Below are 24,624 nucleotides of genomic sequence, written 5' to 3'. Positions count from 1 at the left end.
TTATTCATGGAATATCATGCGATTATTCTGGCAGCTGGACAAGGAAAAAGAATGGGAGCGGGGAAGAATAAAATGTTTTTAAACATTTTAGATGTCCCTGTTGTCATCCATACCCTTAGAGCTTTTGAACAGGATGCTGCCTGCTTAGGCATTACTCTTGTTATTAACAAAGCAGAACAAACTGTTTTTAAAGATTTGCTCGAAAAGTTTCATGTCACAAAAGTACAGCGGATTGTTAATGGCGGTAAAGAACGGCAGGACAGCGTTTATTCAGGGCTAAAAGCTGTAAGCGGGGAAGGGATTGTTCTTATCCATGACGGTGCACGCCCATTTATCAAAAAAGAACAAATTGCTGATGTTGTCCAATCTGCCGCATCAACCGGAGCGGCAGTATTAGCTGTACCAGTTAAGGATACAATTAAAAAAGTTGAGAGCAATAAAGTTATTGAAACGGTTAATCGTTCAAGCTTGTGGGCAGTACAAACGCCACAAGCTTTTCGTCTGCCGTTAATTTTACAAGCACACGATTACGGCCGTTCCATTAATGCTGAGGTAACAGACGATGCCTCGCTTGTTGAATTAATGGGGCGCGATGTTGCTGTTGTAAAAGGTGATTACCGTAATATTAAAATAACAACGCCGGAAGATTTGTTTTTTGCTGAACAGTATTTACGGGCTTTAAAAAGGGGCGACTGAAAATGAGAATTGGACAAGGATTTGATGTACATCAATTTTCTGAAGGAAGGCCGCTGATCATTGGCGGTATCTCTATTCCTTATGAATTGGGGCTTGCCGGGCATTCGGACGCGGATGTTTTGCTTCATGCCATTAGTGACGCGCTGCTCGGCGCTGTTGGAGAGGGCGATATTGGCCGGCATTTTCCTGATAATGATGATAAATACAAAGATGCTGATTCAAAGGAGTTGCTTAAGCATGTATGGTCTTTAGTTAAAGGAAAAGGCTACCGTTTAGGCAATCTCGATTGTGTGATTATCGCGCAAAAACCTAAGATGGCTCCTTATATTGGAGATATGAAAGATATGATTGCGCGGCTTTTGGAAGCCGATAGAGAACAAGTAAATGTTAAGGCAACAACGACAGAAAGATTAGGTTTTACCGGGAGAGAAGAAGGAATTGCAGCCCAGGCTGTTTGTCTCATAGAGGAAGCTTGAAAAGCCGAAGCGTAGCGGGGGGCGCCTTGGTGCCGCCTATTCGAAGAAGCTTCGCTAATTCTTGCTGCAAAGCTGCAAGGGTTAAACAAAACAGCGCCTTCTTCCTTTTGAACATCATTGATAATTAAGCTTTGCCATTCACTTTGCATCCTTTCAGTGCTAAAATAGATAAATAAATGAACGGTTAATTGTAACGCACACTATGAATGAAAATAGGTGATAACAAATGACAAAAGAAGTAAGAGTGAGATATGCTCCGAGTCCAACAGGACATTTACATATCGGTAATGCTAGAACAGCCATTTTCAATTATCTTTTCGCGAGGCATAACGGAGGAAAATTTATTATCCGTGTGGAAGACACCGACCAAAAGCGTAATGTTGAAGGCGGAGAATATAATCAATTAAATTATTTAAAATGGCTTGGCGTTGATTGGGATGAAAGCATTGACGTCGGCGGTGAATATGGTCCGTACCGGCAAATTGAAAGACTCGATATTTACAAAAAATATTGGCAGGAGCTATTGGATAAGGGTCTTGCTTATAAATGCTATTGTACCGAAGAAGAATTGGAAAAGAATCGCGAGGAACAATTAGCACGCGGTGAAATGCCTAGATATTCAGGAAAATGCCGTCATTTGACAGATGAAGAGCGGGCACGTTTGGAAGCCGAAGGCAGGACGCCGAGTGTGCGCTTTGCTGTTCCCCGTGACAAAACATACAGTTTCAATGATATTGTTAAAGAGCATGTCTCCTTTGATTCTAACGGTATCGGAGACTTTGTTATTGTCAAAAAAGACGGCGTTCCAACGTACAACTTTGCTGTTGCCGTCGATGACCACTTGATGGAAATCTCGCATGTTTTGCGGGGCGAAGATCATATCTCTAATACGCCAAAGCAGCTCATGATTTATGAAGCTCTAGGATGGGAACCGCCTGTTTTTGCCCACATGACGCTTATCGTTAATGAAAATCGCAAGAAACTCAGCAAAAGAGATGAAAGTATCGTACAATTTATTGAACAATATCGTGATTTAGGATATCTTCCGGAAGCATTATTTAATTACATTGCCTTTTTAGGATGGTCTCCTAAAGGCGAGGAAGAGATCTTTAGCAAAGAAGAATTAATAGACATCTTTGATGTCGGCAGATTAAGCACTTCTCCGGCTGTTTTTGATCCTGTCAAGCTTGCTTGGCTGAATAACCAATATATTAAAAAGGCGCCGCTTGAAAAAGTCATCGACATTACTCTTCCGCATTTAATTGGCGCCGGAAAGCTGCCGGAAGACTTAGATGAAAACCAAACGGCTTGGGTGCGTGAACTGATTGGTTTATATCAAGAGCAACTTCAATATGGTGCAGAGATTGTTGAACTTACAGATCTATTTTTTAAAGAAAAGATATCATATGACGAAGAAGCGATGACAATTCTTAATGAAGAACAGGTGCCAGAGGTCCTTAAGACTTTTAAAGGCGAACTGGAAAGTCTGGACGAATGGCTTCCTGAGGAAATCAAGAAAAAGATTAAAGCCACGCAAAAAGCAACCGGGCAAAAAGGCAAAAAGCTGTTTATGCCTATACGTATTGCTGTTACCGGACAAATGCATGGCCCTGAGTTGCCGCAATCGATAGCCTTATTAGGAAAGGATATTGTTTTGTCAAGGTTAGATGATGCTTTAAAAATATTAGAAATGTAATCACCTTTTTGTCAAAAAGTGATATATAATAAATAAAACGATAAAAAGCGTTGATAAGGAAAAAGTAGGAGGCTATCCCTTTCTTATTAGAGAGAACCATCACCGGCTGAAAGTGGTTTAAGAAATATAGTCTCTGAATTGCCCCTTTGAGTTTCTGGCTGAATAAAGTAAGTCAGAGCGGCGAACCGTCCGTTATCGGGTTAGAGCGGAGATATTCAATATCTCAAACAGAGTGGAACCGCGCCGCAAAGCGTCTCTGTGTCAATTGGACACTGAGACGCTTTTTTGCCTTTACTGATAAGCGGGCGTTACAATTTTTGATTTGAGCTGAAGATAACGTGTTATAAGCATGCTGTACATTAGGAGAGGGTGAAAATGTTTAAAATTCTGCGTGAAGATTTAAAAGTTGTGTTTGAAAAAGATCCTGCGGCGAGAAACGCTCTAGAGGTCATTTTGACTTACTCCGGCCTTCATGCCATTTGGTCCCATCGTATAGCCCATTGGTTCTGGAAGAAACGCCTCTATTTCTTTGCCAGATCGCTTTCGCAAATCAGCCGTTTTTTCACTGGTATAGAAATTCATCCAGGTGCCAAAATAGGACGGCATTTTTTTATAGACCATGGCATGGGCGTTGTGATTGGGGAAACATGTGAAATTGGCGATCACGTTACGCTCTTTCAAGGCGTAACGCTGGGCGGCACAGGGAAGGAAAAAGGCAAACGCCATCCAACCATCGGCAATCATGTGATGATTTCTTCTGGCGCAAAAGTGTTGGGATCCATTATGATAGGCGATCACTCGAAAATAGGCGCCGGTTCAGTCGTTCTTCATGATGTGCCGGAGAATTCAACGGTTGTCGGTATACCGGGAAAAGTAGTCCGCCAAAATGGGGTTAAAATAAATAATGATGATTTAAATCATGATTTGCCTGATCCTATTGCAGATAAATTAAAACAGATGGAAGAAGAAATAAATCGATTAAAATCAGAACTTCAGTCATTAAAAAAGGAAGGTCGTGAAATGTATGGCGATTCAAATTTATAATACCTTAACGAGAAGCAAGGAGCCTTTTAAACCTATTGAAGAAAATAAGGTCAAAATGTATGTATGCGGTCCAACCGTATATAATTATATTCATATTGGCAATGCGCGTCCGACGATTGTATTTGATACTATCCGCCGCTATCTCGAATACCGGGGTTTTGAAGTGATTTATGTATCAAATTTTACTGATGTTGATGATAAGCTCATTAAAGCGTCTATTGAACAAAATGATTCGGTATTGAATATTGCGGAACGATTTATAAAAGCGTATCGGGAAGATGTTCACGCACTAAATGTTAAGGAAGCGGATATTCATCCCCGTGCAACGGAAACGATGCCGGAAATCATTGCTTTTATTAAAAAGCTGATAGACAAAGGCTATGCCTACGAATCAGAAGGGGATGTTTATTTCCGGACAAGAAAGTTTAAAGAATATGGCAAACTCTCGCATCAATCTATTGATGAGCTTAAAGTGGGCGCAAGAATTAACGTTGGAGAACATAAGGAAGATCCATTGGATTTTACATTATGGAAAAAAGCAAAGCCAGGAGAAATTACCTGGGAAAGCCCGTGGGGATTAGGACGTCCGGGATGGCATATTGAATGCTCGGCAATGGTTGAAAAATATCTCGGCGATACGATTGATATCCATGCTGGAGGACAAGATTTAGCGTTCCCGCATCATGAAAATGAAATTGCCCAATCGGAAGCCCTTCACGACAAAACGATGGCAAATTACTGGCTTCATAACGGGTATATTAAAATTAATAACGAAAAAATGTCTAAATCCATTGGCAATGTCATCTTAGTTCACGATTTAATCAAATCTTATGACCCAAATGTGATTCGCTTTTTCATTCTAACTGTTCATTACAGGCATCCGATTAATTTCAGCGACGAGCTGTTGAAGAGTACTGAACAAGCATATGATCGCTTAAGAACAACTTATCACAATCTTGAGCATCGTATAGAGAATAGTGCTGACCTTATGAACAGCGAAGATGCTTCCGCTTTTGAAGAAAAGATCGCAGCGCTTCGGAAACAATTTATTAAAGAAATGGACGATGACTTTAATACCGCTAACGCTATTTCAGTATTGTTTGATGCAGCCAAAGAAGCCAATCTAGCTTTAGAAAACCCTAATTCATCCATCAAAGTACTCAAAGACTTTATCCGTTTATTTGATGAACTGACAGGAGTGCTTGGCTTAACACTAAAGCAAGAAACAATGCTGGATGAAGATATTGAAAAATTGATTGAAAAAAGAGAAGAAGCCAGGAAAGCCCGCAAATTTGATATTGCCGATAAAATCCGCGATGATTTAAAGAGTCAAGGCATTATTTTAGAAGATACGCCACAAGGTGTTCGCTGGAAAAGAGTTTAGTCTATGGAAAATAAAACAATTCGCGTTGACGAAATTAATGTATTAGCTTTAGCGTATATGGGAGATGCTGTTATTGATCTTCATGTCCGCAAAGCGCTTATCAAAAGCGGGCTCGTTCTACCCAAGCGGCTTCATCATCGGGCTGTTAATTATGTTTCGGCAAAATCTCAAGCTGCATTCTTGCAATACTTGCTTAATGAAAAATATTTAGAACCTGAGGAAGAAAAGGTCGTACGGAGAGGGAGAAACGCCAAATCCGGAACGATTCCTAAGCATACAGATGTTATAACATACAGATACAGCACAGCTCTTGAAGCATTGTTCGGATATTTGTATTTTTTGGAGAGGCATGAACGCATTAAATCACTCATTAACAAAATGTTTGAGTTAAAACCATTGAAAGGAGGTCAGAACATTGAAGGATGAATTTATTATGGGGCGCCATCCTGTCAGTGAAGCGCTGGAATCCGGCAGGGATATCAACAAAGTTTGGATAAATAGAGAGAGTCAAATAAACCAGGGCATTCTTGGGAAAATTAAAGAAAAGAATATTATTGTTCAATATGTGCCCAGAAAAAAATTAGATCAGCTAGCCGGCTCGCCACAGCACCAAGGCATTGTTGCTTCTGTCGCCGCCTATCAGTATGCAGATATCGATGATTTGTTTCAGTTAGCTGACAAAAAAGGCGAGCAGCCTTTTTTTATCATGTTAGACGGTGTAGAGGACCCGCATAATTTGGGTTCTGTATTAAGAACCGCTGATGCAGTCGGTGCCCATGGCATAATTATTCCGAAACGACGGGCGGTTGGTTTGACTTCTACGGTAGCTAAGGCTTCCACAGGCGCCATTGAACATATACCTGTTGCAAGGGTCACAAATTTAGCGCGGACCATGGACGCATTGAAGGAGCGCGGCGTATGGTTTGCCGGAACGGCTGCGGAAGCCAGTGTTGACTACCGGAAAATGTCTTGTGATATGCCGATTTGCTTAGTTATCGGCAATGAAGGAAAAGGGATGTCCAGGCTTACTAGGGAAAAATGCGATTTTCTGATTTCCATACCTATGGCGGGACAAGTCACATCTTTAAATGCATCGGTTGCAGCAGGGCTTCTGATGTATGAGGTTTACCGCAAAAGACACCAGCAAGGAGATTAAGAGGATGGATATCTTGCTGGTTGACGGATATAACGTTATTGGCGCTTGGGACGAATTAAAAAAGCTGAAAGATATTGATTTTGCCCAAGCCAGGGATCTGCTCATTGACAAACTAGCGGAATATCAAGCTTATAAAGGGTGGCGGGTCATTATTGTTTTTGATGCTCATCTGGTCCCGGGCATCGAAATTAAACATATTCAATCACGGGTTGAAGTCATCTACACACGAGAAAATGAGACAGCCGATGAACGGATTGAAAAAATGGTCAAAGAGCTGAATAATGTAAAAACGCGTATTTATGTTGCGACTTCTGACTATACTGAGCAATGGACAATATTTTCACAAGGCGCTTTAAGGGTATCATCGCGCGAATTATTAAATGAAATAAATAAAATTGAAAAACAAATTAACGATGATATAACGCGCCGCCATACCAGAAAAACCAGAACGAAAATTCCAATGAATGAAGAAATAACGCGCCTTTTTGAAAAATGGAGAAGAGGTTTTTGAAAATTCTTGACGATTCAAATTTCTTCATTGTATAATATTGTTATATTAGGCACCGTTATGGTCGGAGGGATTTGTGTGAGTTTGGACCCTAAAGAGACTACTAATACAAGATTTGAAGAACTAGAGGATGAAGAGATTGTTGAGCTTGTTCATTTAGGCAATCTTGCTGCCTTGGATTATCTGATTCATAAGTACAAGAATTTTGTCAGGGCAAAAGGAAAGTCGTATTTTCTTATAGGGGCAGATCGCGAGGATATCATTCAAGAGGGGATGATAGGCCTATATAAAGCGATCAGGGATTTTAAAGGTGATAAATTGTCCTCATTCAAAGCGTTTGCAGAACTGTGTATTACACGCCAAATGATCACAGCTGTCAAAACAGCGACAAGACAGAAGCATATTCCGCTTAACTCTTATGTTTCCTTGGACAAGCCTATCTATGATGAGGAATCTGACAGGACACTGTTGGATGTCATTTGCGGATCAAGAGTGACAAATCCGGAAGAACTGCTGATTAATCAAGAAGAATTTGATGATATTGAATTGAAAATGAGTGAAATTTTAAGTGATTTAGAGCGCAAAGTGCTTATGCTATACTTAGACGGCAGGTCTTATCAAGAAATTTCCGCTGATTTGAAGAGACATGTCAAATCAATTGACAATGCGCTTCAACGTGTAAAGCGGAAGCTGGAAAGATACTTAGAGCTGAAAGAAATTAGTTTATAGACGTTCGTAGGGAAGGGTAAAGAACCCTGGCATTTTAAGGCATTCTCTGTAACAGGGTTCTTCCCTGTTTTTTTGTTTCATTGACACCTTTGTTCCCCTGTGATACATTTTAACCATTAATCATGATTGGTGGCAGTGTCTTTATCTTGCCTTTAGAGGGTGTACATGATGAGAAAGAAAATCGTCCTCTCTTGTTCAATTTGTAAGCAGAGGAATTATACAACAACGAAGAATATGCAAACGAATCCAGAGCGTATAGAAATGCATAAATATTGCAAGGTATGCAAGGAGCATACTTTACACAAAGAAACTAAATAATCTCAATATACTTCTTTGGGGGTTTAATAGCCACATGGCAAGCATTGTTAAAAAAACTGGTAGCTTTTTTCGAAACGTCGTTATCGAAATGAAAAAGGTCTCTTGGCCGACTCGTAAAGAACTTGTTAACTATACGGCAACAGTTGTTGTGACGGTCATCTTTTTAGCTGTGTTTTTTTTGCTCATTGATCTGGGGATTTCAGAACTTTTACGCTTGGTGACCAATGAGTGATAAGTGACGGTTAGGGATTAAAGGTCTGGAGGATAGATAGATTTATGGAGAAAAACTGGTATGTTGTTCACACCTACTCCGGGTATGAAAATAAAGTTAAAACGAACTTGGAAAAACGCGTAGAATCCATGGGAATGTCTGACAAGATTTTCCGTATTCTAGTACCTGTAGAAGAAGAAACAGAAATAAAAAACGGTAAAAAGAAATCCGCGATGAAGAAGGTTTTCCCGGGATACGTCCTAGCCGAAATGATTATGACTGATGACTCTTGGTATGTTGTCCGCAATACGCCGGGAGTGACAGGGTTTGTTGGTTCAACAGGCGCCGGATCTAAACCGATACCTTTATTGCCTGAAGAAGCAGAGGCCATCCTTAAAAAGATGGGCATTAAAGACGGAAAAACCGATATTGATTTTGAAATAGACGAACAGGTAAAAGTTAAAGAAGGACCTTTCGCGGATTTTGTCGGTACGATAAAGGAAATCGATACTGAAAAAGAAAAAATTAAAGTTCATGTCAACATGTTTGGCAGGGAAACACCAGTTGAGTTAGATTTTGGCCAGGTTGAAAAAATTTAAATAGGCTTGCATTCTATTTTTAATGATTGTATAATTTTGTTGTTTAAAAGGTTTTACCTGTCGCCGCGATTGATATGACAAGCAAGCAGTGGGAGGGTTTATCCCGTTACCACAATACGGTCTAAGGAGGTGTGTCTCGTGGCTAAGAAGGTTATTAAAGTTGTTAAACTTCAAATTCCTGCTGGAAAAGCTAATCCAGCACCACCGGTTGGTCCAGCATTAGGTCAAGCAGGTGTTAACATCATGGGATTCTGTAAGGAATTCAATGCTCGTACATCTGACCAAGCTGGTATGATCATCCCTGTTGAAATTTCGGTTTATGAAGACCGTTCATTTACTTTTATAACTAAAACTCCGCCAGCAGCTGTGCTTCTTAAGAAAGAAGCTGGCATTGAATCAGGATCTGGTGAACCTAACCGTAACAAGGTAGCAACAATTAAACGCGATAAAGTTCGTGCAATTGCTGAACTTAAAATGCCAGACTTGAATGCTGCTGATGTTGAAGCGGCTATGCGTATGGTTGAAGGAACAGCTCGCAGCATGGGTATTGTTGTCGAAGACTAATCCAACTGTGAGAGGTTTTTCTCTGCGCTGGCTACAGCGGAGGATGCGGCATTCGCATTAAGGGATTTTTTGGTCTTGAAGGTTGCGGTCTGCCGCAACCTTTGTTTAAGGTGGGAGGTATAACCGCTAAAACCACAAAGGAGGAATTATAATGGCTAAAAAAGGAAAAAGATATCAAGAAGCAGCAAAAGTTATTGACCGCCAAAAAAGCTATGATATTAATGAAGCTGTCAAGGTAGTCAAAGAAGTTGCTTCTGCAAAATTCGATGAATCAATTGACGTAGCTGTTCGCTTAGGCGTCGATACTCGCAAAAATGACCAACAAGTACGCGGTGCTGTAGTTTTACCGCATGGTACTGGTAAAACACAACGCGTTTTAGTTTTTGCAAAAGGTGAAAAAGCTAAAGAAGCAGAAGCTGCAGGTGCAGATTTTGTTGGTGACCAAGAGTATATCAATAAAATCAACCAAGGTTGGTTTGATTTCGATGTCATCGTGGCGACTCCAGATATGATGGCTGAAGTTGGTAAGTTAGGACGTGTATTAGGTCCTAAAGGCCTTATGCCAAACCCTAAAACTGGTACAGTAACTTTCGAAGTTGAAAAAGCTGTAAAAGAAATCAAAGCTGGTAAAGTTGAATACCGCGCTCATAAAGACGGCAATGTTCACGTGCCAATCGGTAAAGTGTCATTTGACGATGAGAAGCTTGTTGAAAACTATCAGACACTAATCGAAACTTTAATCAAAGCTAAACCAGCTGCAGCAAAAGGCACATATATTAAAAATATTGCCATCTCTTCTACAATGGGTCCTGGTATTAAAGTCAGCGCGCCAACCAAATAATGGATAGTTGACATTGGTTATTAAACTCAATATAATAAATATTGGTTTTAAATAAATCGTCGAAATATGCCGTAGACAGCAGGTGCAAGAGATTGCTTAATTTCCTGCCGAGGTGTTGCACATATTCTAGATGACCCGATTCTAGGATTATTGCGCCTTCATGTCTATGACATGAAGGTTTTTTTATAGACCTCGAAGATCGTACGGTAAAATGGTTTTAGGAGGTGCAAGGATGAGCGTCATTGAAGCTAAAAAACAACAAGTACAAGAAATTGCTGAAAAGCTTCGCAACAGCGTATCTACAATTGTTGTTGATTACCGCGGTTTGAACGTATCAGAAGTTACAGAACTTCGCAAACAACTTCGTGAAGCTGGTGTTGAGTATAAAGTTTATAAAAACACAATGCTTCGCCGCGCGACTGCTGAAACTGGATTAAGTGATCTTGATGAGTTTTTAGTCGGTCCTACAGCTATCGCTTTCAGTAATGATGATGTTATTGCTCCTGCAAAGGTGCTTAACGACTTCTCTAAAGAACACAAAGCATTAGAAATTAAGAGCGGTGTGATTGAAGGGTCTTTGGCCAGCGTTGAAGAAATCAAAGCTATTGCTGAGCTTCCATCAAGAGAAGGGCTTGTATCCATGCTGCTTAGCGTTCTTCAAGCTCCAATCCGCAACTTTGCATTGGCTGCAAAAGCTGTGGCTGATCAAAAAGAAGAACAAGGTGCTTAATTCGGAATTTTGTTCTTAACCAAACGCAATGATATGTTCAAAAAAACGGTGATCCGGTACATTTTTGAACAGCTTAAAAAACTAAAAAATAAACAAATCTGAGGAGGATTACAATGACTAAAGAAGAAATCATTGGTGCTATTAAAGAAATGTCTGTTCTTGAACTGAATGATCTTGTTAAAGCTATCGAGGAAGAATTCGGCGTAACTGCAGCTGCTCCTGTAGCTGTTCAAGGCGCTGCTGGCGGCGAAGCTGCTGAAGAAAAATCTGATTTTGAAGTAGTTCTTGCTAGCGCAGGAAACTCAAAAATCAAAGTTATCAAAGTGGTTCGCGAAATCACTGGCCTTGGCTTGAAAGATGCTAAAGAATTAGTAGATAACGCGCCTAAAACACTTAAAGAAGGCGTAGCAAAAGAAGAAGCTGAAGAAATGAAAGCTAAGCTTGAAGAAGTTGGCGCTTCTATAGAGCTTAAATAAGTTCATTTTTAAAGCCCGCTATAAAGCGGGCTTTTTCTGCATTATTGGTTTTATCCTGAACCGGCTTATTTGAACAATCCTTGTAAGACTAGAATTCAGCTGCTCATAATCCGTCATGCCGGTCTGATAAAAGTACAAACGACGTATATCTGTTTTGAATGATTCTATTGAGTTATGGAGAAATTAACCGAAAAAGATAACCAGAATGCATGGCAGGGTGATATGATGAGTGAACATTATTATTCTAAAAATCCTCAGACCGAAAGCGCTCCAAGGGAGATAACGGCTCATTTGCGCGGTATGGAAATGTCCTTTATAACGGACAGGGGCGTCTTTTCAAAAGATGATGTTGATTTTGGTTCAAAGCTCCTGATAAATACTTTTATACCGCCGGAAATGAAAGGGCCGATATTGGATGTAGGCTGCGGGTATGGCGCCATTGGGTTAACAATCGCCAAGGCTTTTCCTGATCGGGCAATAACAATGGTTGACATTAATGAACGGGCGGTACAGCTTGCTCAGGAAAACGCAAAGAAAAATAATATTTCGGCTCAGATTTTTTTCAGTAATATTTATGAAAATGTAAAGGGATTGTATGCAGCTATTCTTACTAATCCCCCGATAAGAGCAGGCAAAAAAATTGTTCATCAAATTTTTCGTCAAGGATATGAGCATTTGCATCCGGAAGGCGAACTTTGGGTCGTTATTCAAAAGAAGCAGGGAGCACCTTCAGCGATGAAGGCGCTTGAGGAAATCTATGATCACGTTGAAACAGTCGAAAGAAAAAAGGGCTATTATATATTAAGAGCAAGGAAGTCTTGACGGGTAGTGAAGTTTATGTTAGCATATCTAAATGCGAATTATTTCTGCATTTGATATATATATGTATACTTTCTTGTTATTATGGGGAAAATAATCAAATGCATCATGTACGTCGGTAAGCAATATTGTGTTTGCCGGTTTTTCAATATGCTTGATTTGAGGGGTGAATCAGTTGACAGGTCAACTCGTGCAATATGGACGCCACCGCCAACGTAGAAGTTATGCTCGGATTAATGAAGTTTTAGAGCTCCCTAATCTCATTGAAATTCAGACATCTTCGTATCAATGGTTTCTTGATGAGGGTATACGAGAGATGTTTCAAGACATTTCTCCAGTAGAAGATTTCACCGGAAATCTCGTTTTGGAATTTATAGACTATAGTCTAGGAGAACCGAAATACGATGTTGATGAATCAAAAGAGCGTGATGTGACTTATGCTGCACCATTAAGGGTAAAAGTTCGTTTGATTAACAAGGAAACAGGCGAAGTTAAAGAACAGGAAGTTTTCATGGGCGACTTCCCGTTAATGACTGAGTCAGGAACTTTTATTATCAATGGTGCTGAACGTGTTATTGTTTCTCAGCTCGTTCGTTCGCCTAGCGTCTACTATAATGAAAAAGTTGACAAAAATGGTAAAAAGGGTTATACGGCTACTGTAATACCAAACCGCGGCGCTTGGCTTGAATATGAAACAGATGCTAAGGATGTCGTTTATGTTCGTATTGACCGTACAAGGAAACTTCCTATAACGGTTCTTTTGCGCGCATTAGGGTTTGGATCTGATCAAGAAATCATCGATTTGCTTGGAGAAGATGAGTATCTGCGCAATACCCTTGAAAAAGATAATACTGATGGTACTGACAAGGCATTAATCGAGATTTATGAACGCCTTCGCCCTGGCGAACCGCCTACAGTTGAAAATGCCAAGGGATTGTTAGAAACGCGTTTCTTTGATCCAAAACGTTATGATCTTGCCAGTGTAGGGCGCTATAAAATCAATAAAAAACTTCATATTAAAAATAGACTATTTAACCAAAGGTTAGCTGAAAAGCTTGTAGACCCGGAAACAGGGGAAGTTTTAGCTGAAGAAGGTACGCTCTTGGACCGCCGTACTTTAGATAAGCTTTTGCCAACCATTGAAGCGAAACTAGGTTTCGAGGAATATAAACCATCTGCCGGTGTTGTCGAAGGACAAGAGATTACAATGCAATCAATCTCTATCTATGCTCCAGATGACGACGAAGGCGAGAAAGTTATTAAGATTATGAGCAACGGCCAAATTGATGCTTCAGTAAAGCACATTACACCGGCTGATATTATTGCTTCCATAAGCTATTTCTTTAATTTATTGCACGGCGTCGGCGATACAGACGACATTGACCACCTTGGTAACCGCCGCTTGCGATCCGTTGGCGAACTCCTGCAAAATCAATTTAGAATTGGCTTGTCACGTATGGAGCGAGTCATTCGCGAACGTATGTCTATCCAAGATACCAACGCTATTACGCCTCAGGCATTGATTAACATCAGACCTGTTATTGCTTCTATTAAAGAATTTTTTGGAAGTTCGCAGCTTTCTCAGTTTATGGATCAAACAAACCCGCTTGGTGAATTAACGCACAAACGCCGCTTGTCAGCTTTGGGACCTGGCGGATTGACGAGAGAAAGAGCTGGCATGGAAGTTCGTGACGTTCATTATTCCCACTATGGACGCATGTGTCCGATTGAAACGCCTGAGGGTCCGAACATCGGTTTGATAAACTCTCTTTCCAGCTTTGCTAAAGTTAATAAATTCGGTTTTATAGAAACGCCATATCGCCGTGTCGATCCTGAAACAGGCCGGGTAACTGAGCATATTGATTATCTTACTGCAGATGAAGAGGATAATTATGTTGTTGCCCAAGCTAATGCAAAGCTAGATGAAAATGGCGCGTTTGTTTCTGATGAAGTCATTGCGCGTTTCCGCGGTGACAACATTGTTGTCAAAAAAGAACGTGTTGACTACATGGACGTATCACCTAAGCAAGTCGTCTCTGCTGCAACAGCATGCATTCCGTTTTTAGAAAATGACGACTCTAACCGGGCGCTCATGGGAGCGAACATGCAGCGGCAAGCTGTACCTTTATTAGTGCCGGAAGCGCCGCTTGTAGGAACAGGTATGGAATATGTATCCGCAAGGGACTCAGGTGCTGCCATAAGAGCAAAGCATCGCGGCCGTGTTGAATATGTATCCGCGAACGTTATAAAGATACGTACGCTTGAAGAAGTGGATGGCCGCGAAGTTGAGGGCGATCTAGTCAACTATAAATTATTGAAATATGTTCGCTCAAACCAAGGTACATGCTATAACCAAAGGCCTATCGTAGAAAAGGACATGATTGTTGAAAAAGGTGAAATCATCGCTGACGGCCCTTCGATGGATAAAGGAGAGCTTGCTCTTGGCCGAAACGTTGTAGTTGGCTTCATGACTTGGGAAGGATATAACTACGAAGATGCGATCATCATGAGTGAACGATTGGTTAAGGACGATGTATACACATCTATTCACATCGAAGAATATGAATCAGAATCACGTGATACGAAACTTGGACCGGAAGAAATTACAAGGGATATTCCGAATGTTGGCGAGGATGCTCTGAAGAACCTCGACGAACGCGGTATTATTCGCATAGGCGCTGAGGTGAAAGACGGAGATATTCTCGTTGGCAAGGTTACACCTAAAGGGGTTACCGAACTGACTGCGGAGGAAAGATTGCTCCACGCTATCTTTGGAGAAAAGGCCCGCGAAGTCCGCGATACATCGTTAAGGGTGCCGCACGGAGGAGACGGTATCGTTCATGATGTGAAAATATTTAATCGTGAAGATGGCGATGAATTGCCGCCGGGCGTCAACCAATTGGTTCGTGTATATATCGTGCAAAAAAGAAAAATACACCAAGGCGACAAAATGGCCGGACGTCACGGAAACAAAGGTGTTATCTCTAAAATTATGCCGGAAGAAGATATGCCTTTCTTGCCTAACGGCCGTCCGATTGACATCATGTTAAACCCATTGGGCGTACCATCACGTATGAATATCGGTCAGGTGCTTGAGCTTCATCTAGGTATGGCCGCTCGTGAACTTGGCATACATGTTGCAACACCTGTATTTGACGGGGCTATTGAAGAGGATGTTTGGTCTACCCTTGCTGAAGCTGGTTTGCCAAAGGATGGCAAAACAATTTTGTATGATGGCCGTACTGGATTGCCGTTTGACAATCGTGTATCTGTCGGCGTCATGTATATGATTAAGCTTGCTCACATGGTAGATGACAAGTTACATGCTCGCTCCACAGGACCATACTCTCTCGTTACCCAGCAGCCGCTTGGAGGTAAAGCTCAATTCGGCGGTCAACGGTTCGGTGAAATGGAAGTGTGGGCATTGGAAGCTTATGGTGCTGCCTATACACTTCAAGAAATTCTTACTGTGAAATCAGATGATGTCGTCGGCCGTGTAAAAACATACGAATCAATTGTTAAAGGCGAGAACGTGCCTGAACCAGGAGTTCCTGAATCCTTTAAAGTATTGATTAAAGAGCTGCAAAGCTTAGGTATGGATGTCAAAGTATTATCTAGTGACGATGAAGAAATTGACATTCGAGAAATTGATGAAGAAGATGAAACAACAAGCGAAAATTTAAATGTTAATGCATAGGCATAAGTTGGGATGAAAATCAGTGGATTACCCCAAAACACTGAAAGTAAAGGGAGGTTGCCCCTTTGTTGGATGTCAATAAATTCGAATTTATGAAGATCGGCCTAGCGTCTCCAAACAAAATTAGGTCTTGGTCTCGCGGTGAAGTAAAAAAACCTGAAACCATTAACTATAGAACGTTAAAACCAGAAAAAGACGGTCTGTTTTGTGAAAGAATTTTCGGGCCGACCAAAGACTGGGAATGTCATTGCGGAAAGTATAAGCGCGTCCGCTATAAAGGTGTTGTATGCGATCGATGCGGTGTTGAAGTGACACGCGCCAAAGTAAGAAGGGAAAGAATGGGGCACATTGAGTTAGCTGCCCCTGTCTCCCATATTTGGTATTTCAAAGGCATACCAAGCCGCATGGGATTATTGCTGGACATGTCGCCTCGTGCGCTTGAAGAAGTTATTTATTTTGCATCTTACGTGGTAACAGAGCCTGGTGATACACCTCTTGAGAAAAAGCAGCTGCTATCTGAGAAGGAGTATCGCAACTATCGTGATAAGTACGGCAATGGCTTTAAGGCAGGCATGGGAGCCGAATCAATTAAGAAGCTGCTGCAAGATATCGATCTTGATAAAGAAGCCAATATACTTAAAGAAGAACTGAAAGCGGCACAAGGGCAGCGCCGTACCCGTGCCATTAAACGCTTAGAAGTGATCGAGGCATTCAGAGGATCAGAAAATGATCCATCTTGGATGATTCTTGATGTTTTGCCTGTTATTCCACCTGAATTGCGTCCTATGGTGCAACTTGACGGCGGTCGTTTTGCAACGTCGGATCTAAATGATTTATACCGTCGGGTTATTAATCGGAATAACCGCCTCAAACGTTTGCTTGACTTAGGCGCTCCGAGCATTATTGTTCAGAATGAAAAACGTATGCTTCAAGAAGCAGTTGATGCGTTAATTGATAACGGCCGGCGCGGCAGACCGGTTACTGGGCCGGGAAATCGCCCTCTAAAATCCCTTTCACACATGTTAAAAGGTAAACAAGGCCGTTTCCGTCAGAATTTATTGGGTAAACGTGTTGATTATTCAGGGCGTTCAGTTATCGTTGTAGGTCCGTACCTTAAGATGTATCAATGCGGTTTGCCTAAAGAAATGGCTCTTGAGCTTTTCAAGCCATTTGTAATGAAAGAGCTTGTAAATAAAGGAATAGCTCATAACATTAAGAGCGCAAAACGGAAAGTCGAAAAAGTTCATCCTGATGTTTGGGGTGTTTTAGAAGAGGTTATTAAAGAACATCCTGTATTGCTAAACCGTGCACCGACATTGCACCGTTTAGGCATCCAGGCTTTTGAACCAACGCTGGTTGAGGGCCGGGCTATCCGACTCCATCCATTAGTATGTACGGCATATAACGCCGACTTTGACGGAGACCAAATGGCCGTTCACGTTCCGTTATCAGCCGAAGCGCAGGCAGAAGCGAGAATTTTAATGCTTGCGGCGCAAAACATCTTAAACCCTAAAGACGGCAAACCGGTTGTTACACCTTCTCAAGACATGGTTTTAGGCAACTATTACTTAACAATGGAAAGAGAAGGCGCAATTGGTGAAGGCAAGGTATTTAAAGACATTAATGAAGCATTAATGGCTTACCAAAATGGTTATGTGCACTTGCACACACGTATCGCTATCCCGGCTAAAGTTGTCGGCAACTCCACATTTACTGAAGAGCAAAATAAAAAGTATTTGCTGACAACAGTTGGAAAACTCATTTTCAACGGTATATTGCCTAATTCGTTCCCTTATATTAATGAACCAACTAATTATAATTTAGAAGTGGCTACGCCGGATAAATATTTTGTTCCTATGGGGACTGACATTAAATCAGAAATTAAAAAGAGAGAAATTGTACTGCCGTTTAAAAAGGGCATTCTTGGTGACATTATCGCTGAAGTATTCAAGCGATTTAAGGTTACTGAGACATCGAAAATGCTTGACCGCATGAAGGCATTAGGCTTCTCTTATTCTACAAAAGCAGGTATTACTATTGGTGTCAGCGACATTGTTGTATTGCCTGAAAAACAAGAAATACTTGCGGAAGCTGAAGAAAAGGTCAATAAAGTGCTTAAGCAGTTCAGAAGAGGCTTAATTACAGAAGAAGAACGTTATGAACGTGTTATTTCCATTTGGAGCAGTGCCAAAGACATCATTCAAGACAAGTTGATGCATTCATTAGATAGAACGAATCCGATCTTTATGATGAGTGATTCCGGTGCCCGTGGTAACGCATCAAACTTCACACAGCTTGCTGGTATGCGCGGTTTGATGGCTAACCCATCCGGTCGGATTATCGAGCTGCCAATCCGCTCGAGCTTCCGCGAAGGTTTAACAGTGCTAGAATACTTTATTTCTACACACGGGGCACGGAAAGGACTTGCAGATACCGCTCTGAAGACTGCCGATTCAGGTTATTTAACTCGCCGTCTCGTTGATGTTGCGCAAGATGTTATTGTTCGCGAAGACGATTGCGGTACAGACCGCGGTTTGATTGTAAGGGCAATTACTGACGGCAATGAAGAAATTGAAAGTCTATACGACCGTTTGGTTGGCCGTACGTCACATGAAGATGTTTGCCATCCTGAAACAGGTGAATGCTTTGTCAAAAAAGGCGATCTGATTACCGAAGATGCAGCAAAAGCCATCGTAGATGCCGGCATAACCGAGGTTATGATTCGTTCGGTATTTATGTGTGATACTCGTCACGGTGTTTGCAAAAAATGTTACGGTCGCAACTTGGCCACTGGTTCAGAAGTTGAAGTTGGAGAAGCTGTCGGCATTATCGCTGCTCAATCGATCGGTGAACCAGGTACACAGCTTACAATGCGTACCTTCCATACCGGCGGCGTAGCGGGTGACGATATTACTCAAGGTTTGCCGCGTATCCAAGAGCTGTTCGAAGCGCGTAATCCTAAGGGGCAAGCAGCAATCTCCGAACTTGATGGTACGGTGACATCGATCAAAGAATTAAAAGATAAGCGTGAGATTACTGTTCAAGGCAAAATCGAATCAAGAACGTATAATGTGCCTCTGGGTGCCCGCTTAAAAGTCAATGAAAATGACCAAGTTTATGCAGGGCAAGTTTTGACAGAAGGATCCATTGACCCTAAAGAGCTTCTATTGGTATCAGGGCTGAAAGGTGTTCAAGAGTATCTGCTTCGTGAAGTGCAAAAAGTATACCGCATGCAAGGTGTAGAAATCGGCGATAAACACGTTGAAGTTATGGTTCGCCAAATGATGCGCAAGATCCGTGTTATTGATGCCGGCGATACAGATGTCTTGCCAGGCTCACTCATTGATATTCACCAGTTCAAAGAAGTTAATAAAAAAGTTATTATGAATGGCGGTGTGCCTGCAACAGGGCGTCCAATACTGCTCGGAATTACGAAAGCATCTCTTGAAACAGAATCCTTCTTATCCGCTGCATCCTTCCAAGAAACGACACGAGTTCTGACAGACGCAGCGATCAAAGGAAAACGAGATGAGCTGCTCGGACTAAAAGAAAATGTCATTATCGGCAAGCTTGTTCCAGCTGGTACGGGCATGCCTCGTTACCGCAATGTAACGGTTCAGAAACCGGAAGAATTAACTGGCGAAGATAATGAAATAACAAGTGAAGAACTTGTGAATCAAGAAAGCTAAAAAGAGTGTTGACAAGGGGGAGCACTCGGTGATATTATAACGGAGTGCTCCTAAATACCTTGTTGCTTTGGAGGATGTTGATATGTCTTATGATAAAGTGACACAGGCAAAAAATGGTACGATTGTTGGTACAAAACAAGCAATGAAAGCATTGAAAGATAATCTTGTGAAAGAGATTGTCATTGCTAAAGATGCTGATGTTCATGTAACCAATAAAATTGTTGATTTGGCAAAAGAAAAAGGTGTGCCAATCCATACCGTTGACTCAATGAAAAAGCTCGGCAAAGCTTGCGGTATCGATGTTGGGGCAGCGGCAGTTGCAATTAAACAATAAAGTTTTTGCTAAAGGGTTGCCGAAGCAAAAACAAAATTTTTTGCACAAAAATGAACCGCCTGGTTCAGTGGGTTTGGATTTTACTGAAGGGAGGAAAAAATTATGCCTACAATTAATCAGCTTGTACGCAAAGGGCGTACTTCAAAGACACGCAAGTCTGACTCACCTGCTTTGAACAAAGGTTACAACAGCTTTAAGAAAGCCTTAACTAATCAATCTTCGCCTCAAAAGCGCGGTGTTTGCACTCGTGTTGGTACAATGACACCTAAGAAGCCTAACTCTGCGTTGCGTAAATATGCTCGTGTGCGTCTCACTAACGGTATTGAAGTGACTGCATACATTCCTGGTATTGGCCACAATTTACAAGAACACAGTGTTGTGCTTATCCGCGGCGGACGTGTAAAAGACCTTCCTGGTGTTCGTTATCATATTATCCGCGGCGCACTTGATACTGCAGGTGTGACTGACCGCAAACAAGGCCGTTCCAAATACGGTACGAAAAAACCTAAGCAATAAGCAGAAATCTAGTTTGAAAGGGGGTTTATATTATGTCAAGAAAAGGTCCAGCTGAAAAACGCGACGTTTTACCTGATCCAATGTACAATTCTAAACTTGTCACTCGTTTGATTAACCAAATCATGAAAGACGGCAAAAAAGGAGTAGCGCAATCTATCCTTTATAAAGCGTTTGATTTAGTTAAAGAACGCACAAATCAAGATCCTATGGAAGTTTTTGACCAAGCTTTAAAGAACATTATGCCGGTTCTTGAAGTTAGAGCTCGCCGTGTCGGCGGTGCTAACTATCAAGTGCCAGTAGAAGTTCGTCCGGAACGCCGTACAACACTTGGTTTGCGCTGGTTAGTCAACTATGCTCGCCTTCGCGGTGAAAAAACAATGGTTGAAAGATTAGCGAACGAAATTATTGACGCTGCAAACAATACAGGTGCCGCTGTCAAAAAACGCGAAGATACTCATAAAATGGCTGAAGCCAACAAAGCCTTCGCACACTATCGCTGGTAATAGACTCTATAATAGGAAGGAGAGAAATCCATGGCTAGAGAGTTCTCCTTGGAAAAAACGCGTAACATCGGTATCATGGCTCACATCGATGCTGGTAAGACAACAACAACTGAGCGTATTCTCTTCTATTCCGGGCGTATTCATAAAATTGGTGAAACACACGAAGGTGCTTCACAAATGGACTGGATGGAGCAAGAGCAAGAACGTGGGATTACAATCACTTCTGCTGCTACAACTTGTCAATGGAAGGACCACCGTGTAAATATCATTGATACACCTGGACACGTCGACTTCACTGTAGAAGTTGAACGCTCATTGCGTGTACTAGATGGTGCTGTTGCTGTTCTTGATGCGCAATCTGGTGTTGAACCGCAAACTGAAAATGTTTGGCGCCAAGCAACAACTTATAATGTACCGCGTATCGTTTTTGTAAACAAAATGGACAAAATAGGGGCTGACTTCCTCTATTCCAATAAGACTTTGCACGATCGCTTGCAAGCCAACGCGCATCCAGTCCAACTGCCAATCGGTGCTGAAGATAATTTCGAAGGCATCATTGACTTAGTTGAAATGAAAGCTTACTTCTATGAGGATGACCTTGGCACACGCACAGAAGCTCGTGAAATTCCTGATGAATACAAAGATCAGGCTCAAGAATATCATGATAAACTCATCGAGGCAGTAGCTGAATTAGATGAAGACATCATGATGAAATATCTTGAGGGTGAAGAAATAACAGTTGAAGAGCTTAAGGCGGGCATCCGCAAAGGAACTTGTAACGTTGAGTTCTATCCAGTTCTTTGCGGATCAGCATTTAAGAATAAAGGTGTACAGCTTGTTCTTGATGCTGTTATTGATTATCTGCCTTCACCGCTTGACATTCCTCCTATCAAAGGTGTTATTCCTGACACTAATGAAGAAGTAGAACGTAAAGCGGATGACAATGGACCGTTCTCTGCTTTAGCCTTTAAAGTAATGACGGATCCATTCGTTGGTAAATTGACTTTCTTCCGTGTATACTCAGGAACAGCTGATGCTGGTTCTTATGTACAAAACTCTACAAAGGGCAAAAGAGAGCGCTTAGGACGTATCCTGCAAATGCACGCTAACACACGTCAAGAAATCAAAAAGGTTTACGCAGGGGACATTGCAGCTGCTGTAGGTCTTAAAGACACAGCAACTGGCGATACGCTTTGCGCTGAAAAGGATTTAGTTATCCTTGAATCTATGGAATTCCCTGAACCAGTTATCTCTGTTGCTATTGAGCCGAAATCAAAAGCAGACCAAGATAAAATGTCTGTTGCTTTGGCTAAATTATCAGAGGAAGATCCTACTTTCAGAACTGAAACAAACGAAGAAACTGGTCAGACAATTATTTCCGGTATGGGTGAATTGCACTTAGATATCATTGTTGATCGTCTAAAGCGCGAATTCAAAGTTGAAGCTAATGTAGGTTCACCGCAAGTAGCATACCGCGAAACAATTAAGAAGGCCGGCAAAGTCGAAGGCAAGTTCGTTCGTCAATCTGGCGGCCGCGGTCAATACGGCCACGTTTGGTTAGAGCTTGAACCACTACCTGAAGGCAGCGGTTTTGAGTTTGAAAACAAAATCGTCGGCGGTGTTGTACCGAAAGATTACATTCCAGCTGTTGAACAAGGTTTTGAAGAATCGCTTCAAAACGGCTTGCTCGCTGGCTACCCGCTGATCGACATTAAGGCAACGCTGTTCGACGGATCTTACCACGATGTCGACTCTAGTGAAATGGCCTTTAAGATTGCTGCATCTATGGCGCTTAAAAAAGCGAAGGATGTTTGCGAACCTGTCATCCTTGAACCAATTGAGAGGGTTGAGGTTGTTATCCCTGAGGAATATATGGGTGATATCATGGGAGACATCACCAGCCGCCGCGGCCGTGTAGAAGGTATGGAAGCACGCGCGGGTGCTCAAGTGGTTAAAGCGTTTGTTCCGTTGGCTGAGATGTTTGGTTATGCAACAACATTGCGCTCTGCCACTCAAGGTCGAGGAACTTACACAATGACTTTCGATCACTACGAAGAAGTGCCTAAGAATATCGCTGAAGAAATCATCAGCAAAAACACTGGCGCTTAATGAATACTGTTGTTAGAAACATATTTTTATTGTAATCTAGGATAGATGGGTGTTATCACCCGCTATCTTAGTACACATAAATTTAAAAATATCTTTTCTCAAAAGTTAAAGGAGGAAACATATAATGGCTAAAGAAAAATTTGACCGCTCTAAGCCACACGTTAATATTGGTACAATTGGTCACGTTGACCACGGTAAAACAACTTTAACTGCTGCGATCACTACTGTATTAGCTAAACAAGGTAAAGCAGAAGCTCGCGCTTATGATTCTATCGATGGTGCTCCAGAAGAACGTGAACGCGGTATCACAATTTCTACTGCACACGTAGAATATGAAACTGAGAACCGTCACTATGCACACGTTGACTGCCCAGGACACGCTGACTATGTTAAAAACATGATCACTGGCGCTGCTCAAATGGACGGTGCAATTCTAGTAGTATCTGCTGCTGACGGTCCAATGCCACAAACTCGTGAGCACATTCTTCTTTCTCGCCAAGTAGGCGTTCCTTCAATCGTTGTATTCTTGAACAAAACTGACATGGTAGACGATGAAGAGCTTCTTGAACTTGTAGAAATGGAAGTACGTGATCTTCTTTCTGAATACGAGTTCCCTGGCGATGACATCCCGGTTGTTAAAGGTTCAGCGCTAAAAGCTCTTGAAGGCGATGCTGATCACGAGCAAGCTATCCTTGATCTTATGGCACAAGTTGACGAATACATCCCAACTCCAGAGCGCGATCATGACAAACCATTCATGATGCCAGTTGAAGACGTATTCTCAATCACTGGCCGTGGTACAGTTGCTACTGGTCGTGTAGAGCGCGGTAAAGTTTCTGTTGGTGACGAAGTTGAAATTCTTGGTCTTACTGAAGAGCCTAAGAAAACAACTGTTACTGGTGTAGAAATGTTCCGTAAGCTTCTTGATTATGCTGAAGCAGGCGATAACATCGGTGCGCTTCTTCGCGGTGTTGACAGAGACGAAGTAGAACGCGGACAAGTTCTTGTACAACCAGGTACAGTTAAAGCACATAAATCTTTTAAAGCTGAAGTTTATGTTCTTTCTAAAGAAGAAGGCGGACGTCACACTCCTTTCTTCTCTAACTATCGTCCACAATTCTACTTCCGTACTACAGACGTAACTGGTACTATCAATCTTCCTGAAGGCGTAGAAATGGTTATGCCTGGCGATAACGTTGAAATGAGCGTAGAACTTATTTCTCCAATCGCGATTGAAGAAGGTACTAAGTTCTCTATCCGTGAAGGCGGACGTACTGTAGGCGCAGGCGTAGTTTCTTCTATCGTTGAATAATAAATGTTAAAAAAGGGCATCCTATTAAGGGTGTCCTTTTTTTTATATCATTAGCCAAAATCGCCGCTGGGCGATTTTTTCGGCTCTACAATATTTGTTGGGGTATAAGAAAAATTAAAACAAAAAAATACACGCAAGCTCCTTAATCCTTTACACTTGAATTGACGAGAAACAAGAAAAGAATAGGAGTTGCGTGTATATGCATTTTAACATGATT

General features: G+C 41.7%; 24 protein-coding genes and 2 other annotated features. All 24 genes read left to right on the top strand.

Annotated features, from left to right (window positions below):
- Positions 1-6: 6 nt before the first annotated feature.
- The 24 genes from ispD to tuf all read left to right on the top strand — a co-directional run bounded on the left by ispD (position 7) and on the right by tuf (position 24,407).
- Complete coding sequence (gene ispD / locus JOD45_RS14505) at positions 7-696, top strand: 2-C-methyl-D-erythritol 4-phosphate cytidylyltransferase (RefSeq protein ID WP_205004626.1); 690 nt, start codon at positions 7-9, stop codon at positions 694-696.
- 2 nt (positions 697-698) lie between these two features.
- Entirely contained in the window at positions 699-1,172 is a 474-nt protein-coding gene (ispF, locus tag JOD45_RS14500; protein ID WP_205004625.1) for a 2-C-methyl-D-erythritol 2,4-cyclodiphosphate synthase, read from the top strand.
- Positions 1,173-1,398: 226 nt separating this feature from the next.
- On the top strand, positions 1,399-2,868 hold the full coding sequence (gene gltX / locus JOD45_RS14495) for a glutamate--tRNA ligase (protein WP_205004624.1): 1,470 nt from the start codon (positions 1,399-1,401) through the stop codon (positions 2,866-2,868).
- A 41-nt stretch (positions 2,869-2,909) separates the two neighbouring features.
- Positions 2,910-3,129: a binding site (T-box leader), on the top strand.
- A 114-nt stretch (positions 3,130-3,243) separates the two neighbouring features.
- Positions 3,244-3,912, top strand: coding sequence for a serine O-acetyltransferase EpsC (gene epsC / locus JOD45_RS14490; protein ID WP_205004623.1), 669 nt, complete (start codon positions 3,244-3,246; stop codon positions 3,910-3,912).
- The gene (gene cysS / locus JOD45_RS14485) at positions 3,893-5,296 is read left to right on the top strand and encodes a cysteine--tRNA ligase (protein ID WP_205004622.1); all 1,404 of its coding nucleotides are present in this window, start codon (positions 3,893-3,895) and stop codon (positions 5,294-5,296) included. Before epsC ends, cysS begins: the two co-directional genes overlap by 20 nt.
- Positions 5,297-5,299: 3 nt before the next feature.
- Entirely contained in the window at positions 5,300-5,722 is a 423-nt protein-coding gene (locus JOD45_RS14480) for a Mini-ribonuclease 3 (protein ID WP_205004621.1), read from the top strand.
- Positions 5,712-6,452 carry a 23S rRNA (guanosine(2251)-2'-O)-methyltransferase RlmB gene (rlmB, locus tag JOD45_RS14475; protein ID WP_205004620.1) on the top strand — a complete coding sequence of 247 codons (741 nt, stop codon included), beginning with the start codon at positions 5,712-5,714 and terminating at the stop codon, positions 6,450-6,452. The genes JOD45_RS14480 and rlmB overlap by 11 nt, the downstream gene beginning before the upstream one ends.
- A gap of 4 nt (positions 6,453-6,456) precedes the next feature.
- Positions 6,457-6,963: an NYN domain-containing protein gene (locus JOD45_RS14470; protein ID WP_205004619.1), complete on the top strand. Its 507-nt coding sequence runs from the start codon at positions 6,457-6,459 to the stop codon at positions 6,961-6,963.
- 57 nt (positions 6,964-7,020) lie between these two features.
- Positions 7,021-7,689, top strand: coding sequence for an RNA polymerase sporulation sigma factor SigH (gene sigH / locus JOD45_RS14465; protein WP_205004635.1), 669 nt, complete (start codon positions 7,021-7,023; stop codon positions 7,687-7,689).
- Between the two features lie 168 nt (positions 7,690-7,857).
- A complete protein-coding gene (gene rpmG / locus JOD45_RS14460; protein ID WP_205004618.1) occupies positions 7,858-8,007 on the top strand; it encodes a 50S ribosomal protein L33 in 150 nt (49 codons plus the stop codon).
- A gap of 34 nt (positions 8,008-8,041) precedes the next feature.
- Positions 8,042-8,239 carry a preprotein translocase subunit SecE gene (secE, locus tag JOD45_RS14455; RefSeq protein ID WP_205004617.1) on the top strand — a complete coding sequence of 66 codons (198 nt, stop codon included), beginning with the start codon at positions 8,042-8,044 and terminating at the stop codon, positions 8,237-8,239.
- A gap of 44 nt (positions 8,240-8,283) precedes the next feature.
- Positions 8,284-8,817: a transcription termination/antitermination protein NusG gene (nusG, locus tag JOD45_RS14450; protein ID WP_205004616.1), complete on the top strand. Its 534-nt coding sequence runs from the start codon at positions 8,284-8,286 to the stop codon at positions 8,815-8,817.
- Positions 8,818-8,955: 138 nt separating this feature from the next.
- Positions 8,956-9,381 (top strand): 50S ribosomal protein L11, encoded by a 426-nt coding sequence (gene rplK / locus JOD45_RS14445; protein ID WP_205004615.1) that lies wholly within the window; start codon positions 8,956-8,958, stop codon positions 9,379-9,381.
- Positions 9,382-9,532: 151 nt separating this feature from the next.
- Positions 9,533-10,222, top strand: a complete 690-nt coding sequence (gene rplA / locus JOD45_RS14440; protein ID WP_205004614.1) for a 50S ribosomal protein L1 — start codon at positions 9,533-9,535, stop codon at positions 10,220-10,222.
- Between the two features lie 51 nt (positions 10,223-10,273).
- Positions 10,274-10,415 (top strand) — a sequence feature (ribosomal protein L10 leader region).
- A gap of 39 nt (positions 10,416-10,454) precedes the next feature.
- Positions 10,455-10,952 (top strand): 50S ribosomal protein L10, encoded by a 498-nt coding sequence (rplJ, locus tag JOD45_RS14435; protein WP_205004613.1) that lies wholly within the window; start codon positions 10,455-10,457, stop codon positions 10,950-10,952.
- A 113-nt stretch (positions 10,953-11,065) separates the two neighbouring features.
- Complete coding sequence (rplL, locus tag JOD45_RS14430; protein ID WP_205004612.1) at positions 11,066-11,428, top strand: 50S ribosomal protein L7/L12; 363 nt, start codon at positions 11,066-11,068, stop codon at positions 11,426-11,428.
- Between the two features lie 225 nt (positions 11,429-11,653).
- The gene (locus tag JOD45_RS14425) at positions 11,654-12,250 is read left to right on the top strand and encodes a class I SAM-dependent methyltransferase (RefSeq protein WP_205004634.1); all 597 of its coding nucleotides are present in this window, start codon (positions 11,654-11,656) and stop codon (positions 12,248-12,250) included.
- Between the two features lie 172 nt (positions 12,251-12,422).
- Positions 12,423-15,944, top strand: coding sequence for a DNA-directed RNA polymerase subunit beta (gene rpoB / locus JOD45_RS14420; protein WP_205004611.1), 3,522 nt, complete (start codon positions 12,423-12,425; stop codon positions 15,942-15,944).
- 65 nt (positions 15,945-16,009) lie between these two features.
- A complete protein-coding gene (gene rpoC / locus JOD45_RS14415) occupies positions 16,010-19,633 on the top strand; it encodes a DNA-directed RNA polymerase subunit beta' (RefSeq protein ID WP_205004610.1) in 3,624 nt (1,207 codons plus the stop codon).
- A gap of 82 nt (positions 19,634-19,715) precedes the next feature.
- A complete protein-coding gene (locus tag JOD45_RS14410; RefSeq protein WP_205004609.1) occupies positions 19,716-19,967 on the top strand; it encodes a 50S ribosomal protein L7ae-like protein in 252 nt (83 codons plus the stop codon).
- Positions 19,968-20,069: 102 nt separating this feature from the next.
- Entirely contained in the window at positions 20,070-20,483 is a 414-nt protein-coding gene (gene rpsL / locus JOD45_RS14405) for a 30S ribosomal protein S12 (RefSeq protein WP_205004608.1), read from the top strand.
- A 32-nt stretch (positions 20,484-20,515) separates the two neighbouring features.
- Entirely contained in the window at positions 20,516-20,986 is a 471-nt protein-coding gene (gene rpsG / locus JOD45_RS14400; protein WP_205004607.1) for a 30S ribosomal protein S7, read from the top strand.
- Positions 20,987-21,016: 30 nt separating this feature from the next.
- Positions 21,017-23,095, top strand: coding sequence for an elongation factor G (fusA, locus tag JOD45_RS14395; RefSeq protein WP_205004606.1), 2,079 nt, complete (start codon positions 21,017-21,019; stop codon positions 23,093-23,095).
- Positions 23,096-23,219: 124 nt separating this feature from the next.
- Positions 23,220-24,407: an elongation factor Tu gene (tuf, locus tag JOD45_RS14390; protein WP_205004605.1), complete on the top strand. Its 1,188-nt coding sequence runs from the start codon at positions 23,220-23,222 to the stop codon at positions 24,405-24,407.
- Positions 24,408-24,624: the final 217 nt, after the last annotated feature.

Origin of the sequence: Scopulibacillus daqui (genome assembly GCF_016908855.1) — a bacterium.
GTDB classification, from domain to species: Bacteria; Bacillota; Bacilli; order Bacillales; family Sporolactobacillaceae; genus Scopulibacillus_A; species Scopulibacillus_A daqui.
Note: the sequence above shows the minus strand (reverse complement) of the source record. Positions and strands in the feature narration are given on the sequence as shown.

Bases quoted from the DNA above. Each gene is read 5' to 3' on its own strand.
- secE (WP_205004617.1), top strand. From the start codon at position 8,042: ATGGCAAGCATTGTTAAAAAAACTGGTAGCTTTTTTCGAAACGTCGTT.
- rplJ (WP_205004613.1), top strand. From the start codon at position 10,455: ATGAGCGTCATTGAAGCTAAAAAACAACAAGTACAAGAAATTGCTGAA.
- epsC (WP_205004623.1), top strand. From the start codon at position 3,244: ATGTTTAAAATTCTGCGTGAAGATTTAAAAGTTGTGTTTGAAAAAGAT.
- fusA (WP_205004606.1), top strand. From the start codon at position 21,017: ATGGCTAGAGAGTTCTCCTTGGAAAAAACGCGTAACATCGGTATCATG.
- rpsL (WP_205004608.1), top strand. From the start codon at position 20,070: ATGCCTACAATTAATCAGCTTGTACGCAAAGGGCGTACTTCAAAGACA.
- JOD45_RS14425 (WP_205004634.1), top strand. From the start codon at position 11,654: ATGAGTGAACATTATTATTCTAAAAATCCTCAGACCGAAAGCGCTCCA.
- sigH (WP_205004635.1), top strand. From the start codon at position 7,021: ATGGTCGGAGGGATTTGTGTGAGTTTGGACCCTAAAGAGACTACTAAT.
- gltX (WP_205004624.1), top strand. From the start codon at position 1,399: ATGACAAAAGAAGTAAGAGTGAGATATGCTCCGAGTCCAACAGGACAT.
- rpmG (WP_205004618.1), top strand. From the start codon at position 7,858: ATGAGAAAGAAAATCGTCCTCTCTTGTTCAATTTGTAAGCAGAGGAAT.
- ispD (WP_205004626.1), top strand. From the start codon at position 7: ATGGAATATCATGCGATTATTCTGGCAGCTGGACAAGGAAAAAGAATG.
- JOD45_RS14480 (WP_205004621.1), top strand. From the start codon at position 5,300: ATGGAAAATAAAACAATTCGCGTTGACGAAATTAATGTATTAGCTTTA.
- JOD45_RS14410 (WP_205004609.1), top strand. From the start codon at position 19,716: ATGTCTTATGATAAAGTGACACAGGCAAAAAATGGTACGATTGTTGGT.
- rpsG (WP_205004607.1), top strand. From the start codon at position 20,516: ATGTCAAGAAAAGGTCCAGCTGAAAAACGCGACGTTTTACCTGATCCA.
- rplL (WP_205004612.1), top strand. From the start codon at position 11,066: ATGACTAAAGAAGAAATCATTGGTGCTATTAAAGAAATGTCTGTTCTT.
- ispF (WP_205004625.1), top strand. From the start codon at position 699: ATGAGAATTGGACAAGGATTTGATGTACATCAATTTTCTGAAGGAAGG.
- nusG (WP_205004616.1), top strand. From the start codon at position 8,284: ATGGAGAAAAACTGGTATGTTGTTCACACCTACTCCGGGTATGAAAAT.
- JOD45_RS14470 (WP_205004619.1), top strand. From the start codon at position 6,457: ATGGATATCTTGCTGGTTGACGGATATAACGTTATTGGCGCTTGGGAC.
- rplA (WP_205004614.1), top strand. From the start codon at position 9,533: ATGGCTAAAAAAGGAAAAAGATATCAAGAAGCAGCAAAAGTTATTGAC.
- tuf (WP_205004605.1), top strand. From the start codon at position 23,220: ATGGCTAAAGAAAAATTTGACCGCTCTAAGCCACACGTTAATATTGGT.
- cysS (WP_205004622.1), top strand. From the start codon at position 3,893: ATGGCGATTCAAATTTATAATACCTTAACGAGAAGCAAGGAGCCTTTT.